A 12,615-nucleotide genomic window follows, 5' to 3' on the forward strand; every position below is an offset into this window, starting at 1 on the left:
GGTTGAACTGATATAGATTTGGGGAAAGGAGGAATGGTTATGTCTAAACCATTAGAAGGTAAAAATGCACTTGTTACCGGGGCATCCCGGGGCATTGGGCGCAGTATTGCACTGGCACTTGCAGAAGCTGGAGCGAACGTAGCCGTGAATTATGCGGGTAGCCAAGCAGCAGCTGAGGAAGTAGCGGAAGCGATTCGTGCCAAAGGAGTCAAGGCGATTACACTTCAAGCCAATGTTGGCCTGATGGATGAAGCTGAACAAATGGTCAAAGCTACACTCGAAGCATGGGGCAACGTTGATATTCTGGTGAACAATGCTGGAATTACCCGTGATAATCTGATCATGCGTATGAAAGAGGAAGAATTCGATCAGGTTATTGAAACCAATCTCAAAGGTGTGTTTAACTGCCTTAAGGCGGTTACACGTCCAATGATGAAACAACGGTCGGGAAGAATTATCAATATCTCCTCGGTTGTAGGTGTGCTCGGTAATGCTGGACAAGCGAACTATGTTGCTGCCAAGGCAGGAGTCATTGGCCTGACAAAGGCATCTGCTCGTGAACTGGCTTCTCGTGGAATCACAGTTAACTGTGTTGCACCAGGTTTCATTGAGACAGATATGACAAAAGAGTTGTCCCAGGAGCTGGTGGACGGTATGCTAAGTGGTATTCCGTTGTCCCGTTTGGGTCAGCCGGATGAAATCGCGGGTGTAGTCACGTTCTTGGCTTCACAGGCTTCATCTTATATGACAGGGCAGACGCTGCATGTCGATGGTGGCATGTACATGTAATTCTTCCCGGACTTGAACAATAGTCGGGGAACAGGCGCTGGACGATCCGAAATGCCGGAAAAAGGCCGGGTTCCCCGGCCGGGAGCCGCATATGTCTTCTATGGCATTTTGCCTGCGATTCTCGTATAATACCAAAGAAGGAGGTGAACCGGATGTCCGATGTATTGGAGCGTGTAAAACGCATCGTCGTCGACCGCTTGGGCGCAGACGAAGCTGAAGTTACACTTGAAGCATCTTTCAAAGAAGATTTGGGTGCTGATTCTTTGGATGTAGTGGAATTGGTCATGGAATTGGAAGATGAATTTGATTTGGAAATCTCTGATGAAGATGCAGAAAAAATCACGACCGTAGGTGAAGTTGTAAACTACATACAATCTCATACCTAAAGTCATTTTTAGTCCCGCACATGTTTTCGAACAGGCGGGACTTCTCATCATTCATTGGTTTTTCTCATTCCGCAAGCAGCTCTACTCAAACAGGCCTATCTTTGTTGAGTAGATGTCTGTTTGCGGATATTCCCACAAAATACTTGCGTAATGCAGTCGATATAGAGGTGACTCGGTTTGAAACAAAGAGTAGTAATTACCGGAATGGGCGTAATGACATCGCTCGGAAAAGATTTGGAAACGTTCTGGGGCAGTTTAATGGCAGGAAAGTCCGGAATTTCTCAGATTGAGGCGTTTGATGTTAGTGAATACACGACACAGATTGCAGCCGAAATCAAGGATTTCAACCCGGAAGAATATATGGATCGCAAGGATGCTCGCAAAATGGACCGTTTTGTACAGTTCGCTGTGGCAGCCGGCTTCAAAGCCGTTGAAGACAGTGGTCTGAAAATTAACGAGAATATTGATGCAGAGCGTTTCGGTGTATCCATCGGATCAGGTATTGGTGGATTGGGTACGTGGGAGGACCAACATAATGCATTATTGCAAAAAGGTCCAAAACGGGTAAGCCCATTCTTTATTCCCATGATGATCTCCAACATGGCTTCAGGCCAAATGTCTATTTCCCTTGGTGCCAAAGGTCCTAACATTAACGTTGTTACCGCTTGTGCAACAGGTACACACTCCATCGGAGATTCCTTCAAGCTGATTGCCAATGGTGATGCAGATGCCATGATCTGTGGTGGTGCGGAAGCAACAATCAGACCAACGGGTCTTGCAGGGTTCTGTGCGATGCGCGCAATGTCTACACGTAATGATGATCCTGCGAAGTCAAGCCGTCCTTTTGATACAGAACGTGATGGTTTTGTTATGGGCGAAGGCGCTGGTGTTATGATTCTGGAATCCCTGGAGCATGCTCAAAAACGTGGTGCACGCATTTATGGTGAAGTGATCGGTTACGGTCTGACAGGCGATGCACATCACATGACAGAACCAGATCCGGACGGAGCAGCACGTTGCATGAAGATGGCACTTCGTAATGCGGGCATTGAGCCTGAAGAAGTGGACTACATTAATGCACACGGAACTTCGACGCCTGTAGGCGACAGATCCGAAACGCTTGCGATCAAAAAGGCGTTTGGTGATCATGCGTACAAGCTCGCCGTGAGTTCCACTAAATCCATGACGGGCCACATGCTTGGCGCTGCTGGTGGTGTAGAGGCGGTTATCTGCGGATTGTCACTGACACATCAGACACTGGCTCCAACGATTAACCTGGAAAATCAGGACCCGGAATGTGATCTGGATTATGTACCAAATGTTCCACGTCAAACCAAAGTTAATATTGCCATGTCCAATTCATTTGGATTCGGCGGTCACAATGCCACCATTATTCTCAAAAAATTTGAAGCATAAGGGGCTAGTTCGTTTGAGTGAAGATCTGAAGCAGTTACAACATAAACTTCAAATCAAATTTGACAACAGGCAGCTTTTAAAACAAGCGTTTACCCATGCTTCTTATGTAAACGAACACCGGTTCAGTCAGCATCAGGACAACGAGCGCCTGGAGTTTCTGGGCGATGCCGTGCTGGAACTGACTGTATCGGAGTACTTGTATCATTTGTATCCTAACCGTCCGGAAGGTGAATTAACTAAGCTGCGGGCATCCATTGTCTGTGAGCCTTCCCTCGTCAAATTTGCTGAAGCGTTGGGTTTTGGGCAGTATGTACTTCTTGGTAAAGGTGAGGAACTAACTGGAGGACGGACACGGCCGGCTCTGCTGGCAGATGTGTTTGAATCTTTCATTGGTGCATTGTATCTGGATCAGGGGCTTGCGCCTGTTCGGACATTTCTTGATCAGCATGTCTTCCCATTAATCGTATTGGGCAGCAAGCTGCAAATGAGTGATTACAAAACGGAACTGCAGGAACTTACTCAGCATCACAATATGGGAGCTTTGGAATACCGTATCGTTGAGGAACGGGGACCTGCCCATGAACGTGAGTTTGTCTCGGAGGTCCATATGGGTCAAGAAAGGCTTGGCAGAGGTACAGGACGTTCCAAAAAGGAAGCGGAACAACAGGCTGCATCTGCAGCACTTGATCGACTGAAGCTTCCGGAAGCCGGAGCTTAACCGATAGCGCATAGACAAACGAAGAGCAAAGAGCAGCCCGCGGGTCCGCCCCGGCGGAAGTAATCGGCCGGACTGCTTTTTGCTCTTTTTTTTGTAAAGAGGTTCAGGAGAAGGTTACCTGATCGTTAACTAAATAAGTGAACTTTATTTTACACAAAACGAAGAGTGCAGAACCAATCTGAAGAAGCGAAGCGTGCGCATTTATCAACGGATTTTTCCCTTGGATAAGGGAATCAAGAAAATCTGGGGATAAGGGCGATCGGAGGATGGTACTGCAATTGGAGTGATCATGTGTAATGACAATTGTTCAATTTATTTAGGCGCTGGAATGCAATACTTGAAATTTGCAAGAGGAGGTGACGAGAAACCCTATGTTTTTAAAACGGATTGAATTGGGTGGATTCAAGTCATTCGCCGACAAAACGGAGATGGAGTTCGTTCGTGGCATTACGGCTGTTGTAGGTCCGAACGGAAGTGGAAAGAGTAATATATCGGACGGAATTCGCTGGGTTCTGGGTGAACAAAGTGCCAAGTCGCTGCGTGGTGGTAAGATGGAAGATATCATCTTTGCAGGCAGTGACGCACGGAAGGCCGTTAATTTCGGTGAGGTGTCGCTAACACTTGATAACGAGGATCACGCACTTGCATTGGATTTTGGTGAGGTGACGGTGACTCGTCGTGTACATCGCAGCGGAGATAGTGAATATTTTATTAACAAACAATCTTGTCGTTTGAAGGATATCACGGAGTTGTTTATGGATACAGGCATCGGTAAGGAAGCCTACTCGATTATTGGACAGGGGCGAATCGAAGAGATTCTGAGTACCCGTTCAGAGGATCGCAGAGGTATCTTTGAAGAAGCTTCAGGTATCGTTAAATATAAATCCCGCAAGCGGGATGCGACGCGCAAACTGGATGAGACAGAGCAAAATTTGCTGCGTATTCATGATCTGGTGACTGAACTGGAAGATCAGATTGGACCGCTAAAGGAACAATCGGAGAAAGCGATCCACTATAAGGAACTTCGTTCCCAGCTCAAATCGCAGGAAATTTCCATGTATGTGTACCAGATCGAACAGATTCATGCGTCCTGGAGTAAGGCGAACGAGCGCCTGCAATCGCTAAAACAGGAAGAGGTTGGACTCGCAGCGATTGTCTCTACGCATGATGCCAAGCTGGAAAATGATCGGAATGCGTTGCGTATCCTGGAAACAGAGACAGAGCAACTGCAAGCTGCTTTATTGCAATTCAGTGAAGCGACGGAGAAAAGTGAAGGACTTGGAGAATTGCTCAAGGAGCGCTCGCACCATCTGCAAACAAATCAGGAGCAGCTCAAAGTAACGCTTGCCGCCAGTGAAGAGAGACATCGCGAACGGGAAACCGAGCTGCTTGCACTGCGTGAGAAGTTTGGCAAGCTTGAGCATGAACTGAATGATGTGAGAAATCAGTTGTCTCAGGAAGAAGCCAAACTCATCGGTGTCACAGGTGGCATTAGTCAGCAGCAAGAGGAAAGCCTCAAAGGCAATTTGCTGGAACTGATGAATCAGATGGCTCAGACACGCAATGAAATTCGTTATGTGGATCAGCAGAAAGAAACGCTGGAGCGCAGAATGAATCGCGCGGCTGAAGAATCAGGCAAATGGGAAGAGCAGAAAGAGACACTGGAGAGTCGCAAAACGGACATTGAGAAAAATGTTGTTCGCTTGGGCAAAGAAATCAGTGATCTACGTGGTGGATACATTACGGAAAGTGAACGACTCCAGTCGCTGCAGAAGCTGCTTGAAGAAAGTCGGGGTACGGTCCGTAAATGGGAACAGAAGCGTGAAGCTCAAGTTTCCCGCCGCGATACGATGAAAGAGATGCAGGATGATTTTGACGGATTCATGCTGGGTGTCAAGGAGGTTCTCAAGGCTTCACGTAAAGGTACGCTGAGCGGTGTTCATGGAGCTGTGGCTGAACTCGTAAAAGTTCCCGAGAAGATCGAACTTGCGGTAGAAACAGCAATGGGAGCATCCTTGCAGCATGTGGTCATGGAAAATGAATCAGTTTCCAGACAGGCAATTGCTTTTCTGAAGCAACGCCAGTTGGGGCGTGCAACGTTCCTGCCTCTGGATGTCATTCGTCCTCGTGCCATTGGAGCGGCTGAACGTTCTATGATTGAAGGTATGGAGGGTTTTGTGGGGATCGGTGCTGATCTTGTACAATTCGAATCCAAATATGCTTCAATCATTGGCAGCTTGCTCGGTAATGTTATTATTGCCGAAACGTTGGAGGTCGCCAATAAAATTGCGGCTCGCTGTCAGTATCGTTTCCGGGTTGTGACGCTTGAAGGTGACGTGGTCAATGCGGGTGGTTCCATGACAGGTGGTAGCCAGCACAAGAAAAATGTGAGTCTGCTCAGCCGGAAACGGCAGCTGGACCAGCTCGACCAGGATATTTTGGATACGGAAAATCAAATCGTGAAACTGCATCGCAGTGTGGATGATGTAAAAGTCCAACTGGAACAGTGTCAGGACAAACTGGATGAACTTCGTCAGTCCGGTGATGATACCCGAAATGCAGAACAGCAGGCTTCGATGGAAATGAAACAGGTAGAGCATGAGCTTCGCCATGTGCTTGAACAGGTTGCCGTTGCCGGGCAGGAGAAGAGCGGCTTTACCGAAGAGATCAAAGAGCTGGATACGGCTCGGATCGTCGCTGTGAAGAAGCTGGAGCAGCTTGAAGAGGAAGAAAAAGCGACTCATCGTGCCATTCATGCAGCCGAGTTTGCTCGGAAAGCCAATGAATCTGCGAAGGAAGAATTGCAGAGCCAACTCACCGAATTGAAAGTGCGTGAAGGCAAGCTGGATCAGGAGCGATTCTCCAATGGAGAACAATTGCGACGTCTGGAGCGGGAAGTAGAGTCGCTGGTGAAAGATCTTCGTCAGAATCGCACGTTGCTGGCTTCGATGGAAGCAGATCTCAAGAAAACACAGACCGAGAGTGTTAAACAGATTGAAGATCTGAACCAGTATAAGCTGAAAAAAGCGGAAGCTTCTCAGGATCTGGACTTCAAACGTGCTGCCCGAAGTGAGTTGTCGAAAAAGCTTGAGCTTGCCGAGAGCGAAACGAAGGAACAGCGCACGCAGTTAAAAGCTGTGGAAGAACAGATGCGACAGACGGAAATTTCCGTGAACCGGTTGGATGTTGAGCTGGAAAATATACTGCGAAAGCTGACGGATGAATACGAACTGGGCTATGAACTGGCCAAAGAGCGTTATCCTGTACCGGAAGACGTGGAGCATACACAGGCAGAGGTACAGAAGCTGAAGCGCAGTATATCCGCCCTGGGTGATGTGAACCTGGGAGCGATTGAGGAGTTCCAGCGAGTCAATGAGCGATACGAATTCCTGAGTGAACAGAAGAATGACCTGGTGGAAGCTAAAACAACGTTGTATCAGGTTATTCGGGAAATGGAAGACGAGATGGCGAAGCGATTCAAGATTACGTTTGATGCCATCCGCCGTGAGTTCGGTACCGTGTTTAGCAAGCTGTTTGGCGGGGGACGTGCTGACCTTGTTCTGATGGACCCGGAGCGCTTGCTTGAAACGGGAATAGATATCGTGGCTCAGCCACCAGGCAAGAAACTGCAAAACCTGCAACTGTTATCCGGTGGGGAGCGGGCTTTGACGGCGATGGCTTTATTATTTGCTATTTTGCATGTCAAACCGGTACCATTCTGCGTGTTGGATGAAGTAGAGGCAGCACTGGACGAAGCTAACGTGGTACGTTTTGCCCAGTACTTGCGTGAATTCTCCGAACAGACACAGTTTATCGTTGTTACCCATCGTAAAGGTACGATGGAAGAGGCAGATGTGCTGTACGGTGTTACGATGGAAGAGGGCGGAGTATCCAAGCTTGTTTCGGTTAAACTGGAAGATGAGGAAGCAGTAATTGCCTGATCTGATCCAAACTTGCGAGACAAATGAACTCATTGTAATCATTGAAAATCATTCAGATTGAGCATTTTTGCAAAAGCGCTTAGATTATGTACACGATGGAGGGGCTTTATGAGTTTTTTTAAAAAGCTTAGAGACAGCATTGCAAGCAAAACGGAGTCGGTCACCAAACAGTTTAAGGATGGATTGGAAAAGACACGTAAAGGGTTAGTGGAAAAAGTGTCGGATCTCGTAATCCGTCGCAAAAAAATCGATGAAGAGTTCTATGAAGAACTGGAAGAGATTTTGATCGGAGCAGACGTTGGTGTGAATACAGTCATGAATCTGATCGAAGACCTGCGCGTTGAGGTGAAAAAACGAAAAATTGAGGATGCGGCTGAGTTGCAGCCTGTATTGTCCGAGAAACTGACGGGTCTTCTTCGCGGTGAACAGAATAACGAATTGAAAATGAACCCGGATGGCATTACCGTCATTTTGTTCGTTGGTGTTAACGGTGTTGGTAAAACAACAACGATTGGCAAGCTGGCACATCGATTTAAACAACAAGGTAAAAAAGTCATCATGGCAGCTGGAGATACGTTCCGTGCCGGAGCCATTGAACAGCTGGAAGTATGGGGGCAACGTGCCGGTGTCGATGTGATCAAACAGCAATCTGGTTCTGATCCAGCAGCGGTTATGTATGACGCGGTACAAGCAGCGAAACAACGGGGTGCGGATGTTCTGCTCTGTGATACAGCAGGTCGTCTGCAAAACAAATCTAACCTGATGGACGAGCTTAACAAGATCTATCGTGTCATTCAGCGTGAAATTCCGGATGCTCCGCATGAAGTACTGATGGTACTGGATGCAACAACAGGTCAAAATGCTTTGAACCAGGCTAAACTTTTCGGTGAGAAAAGCGGTGTAACAGGCCTCGTACTGACGAAACTGGATGGAACAGCCAAAGGCGGGATCGTTGTTGCGATCCGTCAGGAACTGGACTTGCCTGTGAAGCTCGTAGGACTGGGTGAGAAAATTGATGATCTGCAGCCGTTTGACTCGGAGCAATTTGTGCATGCTTTGTTCGCCGGATTAATCCAGGAACAGCCAGCGGAAAGTGCTGAAGAAGAGGAAGCTAATTCCTAGAACCATTAATAATAGAATGAATTAATAATGTTAACCGTATTGCCAGTGATATACGTGATAAGTGTCACGTGTAATGTCACTGGCAATACGTGTATAATGGAGGAATAAAGCAGGCAATGTTAAAGGGTTAGAAAGGACGGTTGAAAATGGCCAATACTCATACCTATTCTCGCCGTGAAGAAGTCGCCAATGCGGTGACACATGGAATCGGCGCTGCACTCAGTGTAGCTGCACTGGTGATATTGATTGTATTTTCAAGTATGAAAGGCACAGCTTGGCATGTGGTCAGTTTCACGATCTACGGGATCACCATGCTGCTGCTCTATACAAGTTCTACACTCGTGCATGCATGGAAAGATGGAAAAGTGAAAGATTTATTTGAGATTTTCGACCATTCTTCCATTTATTTATTTATTGCGGGATCGTACACTCCGCTTTTGTTTATTGCTGTTCGCGGTACACTTGGATGGACCCTGTTTGGTATAATCTGGGGTATCGCATTATTCGGCGTGATCTTTAAGGCATTTTTTACGAAAAAGTTTCTATTCATGTCCACGATTTTCTATATTGCGATGGGCTGGCTGATCGTTATTGCCTGGCAACCTCTTATGGCGGCCATTCCTACAGGCGGCATTGTGTTGCTGGTGGCTGGAGGCCTGATGTATACACTTGGTACGCTCTTTTATGTATGGCGTGGATTTCCGTACCACCATGCGATTTGGCATCTCTTTGTGTTAGCAGGCAGTATTCTTCATTTCTTTATGGTACTGCTGTACCTGACACCACTTCGTTAGAACACCATAGACGGATGCATCTCCACGGACTGAGACGCATTCGTTTTTTCTTCTACATAGAGGCGGCTCGCAGGGACACGGATAGAATTTGCTTCTAGTGAAAAAGGGTATAAACCATCCGTTAAACATCGAAATAACGTATCATCAGAGCTGTTTTTATTGTGACAAGTATTTTTGCTTGACAACCTGATTTGTTTTAGGTATTATTAGGAACGTTGCAAGAGTGTAAAGTGTTTTTCCTTGACGAAGGGAGTGCCCCGATGTGAGTCAAGAAAATCGGCTTGAGAAGACAAACCGGATTAACTTGCTGTTTGCTTTTTATGAATTGTTACTTACCGAGAAACAGCAGACTTTTCTAAAGTATTACTTTCATGACGATTTCTCACTTGGTGAAATTGCAGCCGAGTTTGAGATCAGCCGCCAGGCGGTATACGAGCATATCAAGCGTGCCGAACAAGTGCTGGAAAATTACGAAAGCAAGCTGGGCTTGCTAGAAAAGCATGAACGGCGTAATCGCAATCTTGAAGATTTGCAAAATGCATTGGAACGCGCAGGCGTCTCCATTGATAACAACAAACAAATACACGATATCGTTGCTCAGCTTAGTGAATGATAATTGGCTGAGCGGAACGTATCGGTCTTGAAAACAGTATTAAAGCTTAAGGAGGTGGGATCATGGCATTTGAAGGATTAACGACCCGATTACAGAATGTGTTCAGCAAGCTGCGCGGCAAAGGCAAGGTGTCTGATGAAGATGTAGCCGAGGCTATGCGCGAGGTACGTCTGGCATTGCTCGAAGCGGATGTAAACTTCAAAGTGGTCAAGGAATTCATCGCCAAGGTGAAAGAGAAGGCTGTTGGCAAAGAAGTGATGGAGAGCTTCACGCCAGGAATGGTCATCATCGACATCGTTAACAAGGAACTAACGGATTTGATGGGTGGAAGCCAAGCGAAACTGGCTAAAGCGAACAAACCGCCTACGGTGCTGATGATGGTTGGTTTGCAGGGTGCTGGTAAAACAACCACATCGGGTAAACTAGCTAAAATGCTGCAAAAGCAAAACAGCAGACCATTGCTTGTTGCAGGAGATATTTATCGTCCGGCAGCGATCAAACAGTTGCAAGTACTTGGCGAGCAGATCAAAGCGCCGGTATTCACACTGGGAGATCAGACAAGCCCTGTTGAGATCGCACGTCAAGGTCTACAACATGCCAAAGATAACGGTAATGACTATGTTATTATCGATACAGCTGGACGTCTGCATGTTGATGAAGAACTGATGGAAGAACTTCGCCAGATTCACAGCGTAGTGAATCCGGATGAAGTACTGCTTGTCGTAGACAGCATGACAGGTCAGGATGCGGTTAACGTAGCAGAACACTTTAACCAGCAGCTTAATCTGACCGGGGTTGTCCTGACAAAGCTGGATGGAGATACTCGTGGTGGTGCTGCGCTTTCCGTCAAAGCAGTTACGGGTTGTCCAATCAAGTTTGCTTCCCTTGGAGAGAAACTTGACGCTTTGGAGCCGTTCCACCCGGAACGTATGGCTTCACGGATCCTCGGTATGGGTGATATGTTATCTCTGATTGAGAAAGCACAATTAAACATTGATACCGATAAAGCCAAGGAAATGGAACGGAAGATGCGTAATGCAGAATTCACGTTTGAAGATTTCCTGGAGCAGATGGATCAAGTGAAAAAGCTGGGACCAATCGATCAGATCATGGATATGATCCCCGGCATGGGCAAGATGAAACAAGCCAAGGATCTGAAGGTTGATGATAAACAGATGGGCCGGATCGAAGCGATCGTTTACTCAATGACGACCGAAGAGAAACGTAACCCGGACATGATCAACCATAGCCGCCGGAAGCGTATTGCTACCGGAAGCGGAACATCTCTGGCTGAAGTAAATCGTCTGATCAAGCAATTTGATGAGATGCGCCGCATGATGAAACAGTTCTCGGATATGATGGGACCTAAAGGCGGCGGTAAAAATAAAGCTATGAAGCAGCTTAAAGGTATGGGTAAAGGAATGAAGTTTCCTTTCCGTTGATTTAAGCGAAGCTGGATCATATACAGATTTCATTGAAGGAGGTGAATTTTCAAATGGCAGTTCGTATTCGTCTGAAACGTATGGGTGCTCACAAAGCTCCTTTCTACCGCGTAGTGGTATCGGATTCCCGTTCCCCACGTGACGGTCGTTTTATCGAGGAGATCGGTTACTACAACCCGGTTGAACAACCGGCTGTTGTTAAGATCGATGAAGATAAAGCATTGGCATGGCTTCAAAATGGTGCACAAGCATCTGACACTGTCCGCAACTTGCTTAGCAAAGCGGGCGTGATGAAGAAGTTCCACGAGTCTAAATTATCTAAATAAAGTGCTGATTCGGAGGGTCATCTATGGAAGAATTAGTAAGCATAATTGCTAAGGCTTTAGTCGATCATCCGGAAGATGTGACGGTTCGGACGGTTGAGAAAGACCGGCTTGTCGTTTATGAGTTAACTGTTCATCCTGACGATGTCGGGAAGGTAATTGGTAAACAAGGACGAATCGCGAAATCACTTCGTACGGTCGTCACATCAGCAGCAGTTAAGATGGATAAACGGGTTACCGTTGATATCATATCTTAAAGATATACGAAAGGGGGTTAGGATGCATGTCCTAGCCCCTTTTCGTGCATGCTGAACTTAATATGTTGAATTAGATATTGAATTAAAATATTTTGGGTATGAGTGACTTCGGAGCAGTGCAGGGGACGGGATCGATTCTGGAGAAGCGTCAGCGTTCGCCTTTATCACCTCATTTTCACCTTTTAAAGTAAGTTCGAAAAATGAGGGGGTAACAGCGATCGAAAGAACGAACCGTCGCCGGAACGACCGTACGAGAGTCGAAGTAGCTGTTTAGTTTGATTTAATTTCGTAGGAGGAACGTATGGCAGAGTTTATGAATGTAGGTAAAATCGTTAATACGCATGGAATTCGCGGTGAGGTGAGAATCATGCCTATAACCGATTTCCCGGAAGTGCGTTTCGCGAAAAATGCAGAGTTGTTTTTCTTTACACCAGATAATCATCCAGTCATGGTTAACGTGGAATCTGCACGTTTGCATAAAAATATGTATATTCTTCGTCTGAAAGAGTATGGCAATATTAATGAAGTAGAGAAGTTTAAAGGCGGTATGGCCAAAGTGTTAAAAGAGAACCTCGCTGAGCTGGAGGAAGGTGAATACTACTTCCATCAAATCGTTGGGTGTTCGGTTATCACCGAAGAGGGTGAAACGCTTGGAACTATCTCTGAAATTTTGACTCCGGGTGCCAATGATGTATGGGTTGTCAAAACGCCAGCAGGTAAAGAAGTGCTGATTCCCGTTATTGATGATGTAGTACTTGATGTGGACATCGAACAGCAGCAAGTGAAGATTCACCTGATGGAAGGGCTGCTGTAA

The 12,615-nt window shown here is 46.6% G+C and carries 12 protein-coding genes; all 12 read left to right on the forward strand.

Features of this window, described 5'->3' with window-relative positions:
- Positions 1-39: 39 nt before the first annotated feature.
- Positions 40-789 (forward strand): 3-oxoacyl-[acyl-carrier-protein] reductase, encoded by a 750-nt coding sequence (gene fabG, locus MKY95_RS11900; RefSeq protein ID WP_017689228.1) that lies wholly within the window; start codon positions 40-42, stop codon positions 787-789.
- A gap of 152 nt (positions 790-941) precedes the next feature.
- Positions 942-1,175, forward strand: a complete 234-nt coding sequence (acpP, locus tag MKY95_RS11905) for an acyl carrier protein (RefSeq protein WP_024630176.1) — start codon at positions 942-944, stop codon at positions 1,173-1,175.
- 177 nt (positions 1,176-1,352) lie between these two features.
- Positions 1,353-2,591, forward strand: coding sequence for a beta-ketoacyl-ACP synthase II (gene fabF / locus MKY95_RS11910; RefSeq protein ID WP_036609459.1), 1,239 nt, complete (start codon positions 1,353-1,355; stop codon positions 2,589-2,591).
- 13 nt (positions 2,592-2,604) lie between these two features.
- Positions 2,605-3,309 (forward strand): ribonuclease III, encoded by a 705-nt coding sequence (rnc, locus tag MKY95_RS11915; RefSeq protein WP_036670338.1) that lies wholly within the window; start codon positions 2,605-2,607, stop codon positions 3,307-3,309.
- A gap of 371 nt (positions 3,310-3,680) precedes the next feature.
- Positions 3,681-7,250, forward strand: coding sequence for a chromosome segregation protein SMC (smc, locus tag MKY95_RS11920; protein WP_339198898.1), 3,570 nt, complete (start codon positions 3,681-3,683; stop codon positions 7,248-7,250).
- A gap of 108 nt (positions 7,251-7,358) precedes the next feature.
- Positions 7,359-8,372, forward strand: a complete 1,014-nt coding sequence (gene ftsY / locus MKY95_RS11925; RefSeq protein WP_036609455.1) for a signal recognition particle-docking protein FtsY — start codon at positions 7,359-7,361, stop codon at positions 8,370-8,372.
- A 146-nt stretch (positions 8,373-8,518) separates the two neighbouring features.
- Entirely contained in the window at positions 8,519-9,166 is a 648-nt protein-coding gene (locus MKY95_RS11930; RefSeq protein WP_338708453.1) for a hemolysin III family protein, read from the forward strand.
- Positions 9,167-9,428: 262 nt separating this feature from the next.
- Positions 9,429-9,779 carry a YlxM family DNA-binding protein gene (gene ylxM / locus MKY95_RS11935; protein WP_017689221.1) on the forward strand — a complete coding sequence of 117 codons (351 nt, stop codon included), beginning with the start codon at positions 9,429-9,431 and terminating at the stop codon, positions 9,777-9,779.
- Positions 9,780-9,841: 62 nt separating this feature from the next.
- Positions 9,842-11,221 (forward strand): signal recognition particle protein, encoded by a 1,380-nt coding sequence (gene ffh / locus MKY95_RS11940; protein WP_017689220.1) that lies wholly within the window; start codon positions 9,842-9,844, stop codon positions 11,219-11,221.
- Positions 11,222-11,274: 53 nt separating this feature from the next.
- Positions 11,275-11,547 (forward strand): 30S ribosomal protein S16, encoded by a 273-nt coding sequence (rpsP, locus tag MKY95_RS11945; RefSeq protein WP_017689219.1) that lies wholly within the window; start codon positions 11,275-11,277, stop codon positions 11,545-11,547.
- 23 nt (positions 11,548-11,570) lie between these two features.
- Entirely contained in the window at positions 11,571-11,801 is a 231-nt protein-coding gene (locus MKY95_RS11950) for a KH domain-containing protein (RefSeq protein ID WP_017689218.1), read from the forward strand.
- A 301-nt stretch (positions 11,802-12,102) separates the two neighbouring features.
- Entirely contained in the window at positions 12,103-12,615 is a 513-nt protein-coding gene (rimM, locus tag MKY95_RS11955) for a ribosome maturation factor RimM (protein WP_036609454.1), read from the forward strand.

The organism is Paenibacillus sp. FSL P4-0176, from assembly GCF_037975265.1.
Taxonomy (GTDB): domain Bacteria; phylum Bacillota; class Bacilli; order Paenibacillales; family Paenibacillaceae; genus Paenibacillus; species Paenibacillus amylolyticus.

Coding starts and splice junctions, on each gene's coding strand:
- fabG (WP_017689228.1), top strand. CDS start 40: ATGTCTAAACCATTAGAAGGTAAAAATGCACTTGTTACCGGGGCATCC.
- acpP (WP_024630176.1), top strand. CDS start 942: ATGTCCGATGTATTGGAGCGTGTAAAACGCATCGTCGTCGACCGCTTG.
- smc (WP_339198898.1), top strand. CDS start 3,681: ATGTTTTTAAAACGGATTGAATTGGGTGGATTCAAGTCATTCGCCGAC.
- ftsY (WP_036609455.1), top strand. CDS start 7,359: ATGAGTTTTTTTAAAAAGCTTAGAGACAGCATTGCAAGCAAAACGGAG.
- MKY95_RS11930 (WP_338708453.1), top strand. CDS start 8,519: ATGGCCAATACTCATACCTATTCTCGCCGTGAAGAAGTCGCCAATGCG.
- ffh (WP_017689220.1), top strand. CDS start 9,842: ATGGCATTTGAAGGATTAACGACCCGATTACAGAATGTGTTCAGCAAG.
- rpsP (WP_017689219.1), top strand. CDS start 11,275: ATGGCAGTTCGTATTCGTCTGAAACGTATGGGTGCTCACAAAGCTCCT.
- MKY95_RS11950 (WP_017689218.1), top strand. CDS start 11,571: ATGGAAGAATTAGTAAGCATAATTGCTAAGGCTTTAGTCGATCATCCG.
- rimM (WP_036609454.1), top strand. CDS start 12,103: ATGGCAGAGTTTATGAATGTAGGTAAAATCGTTAATACGCATGGAATT.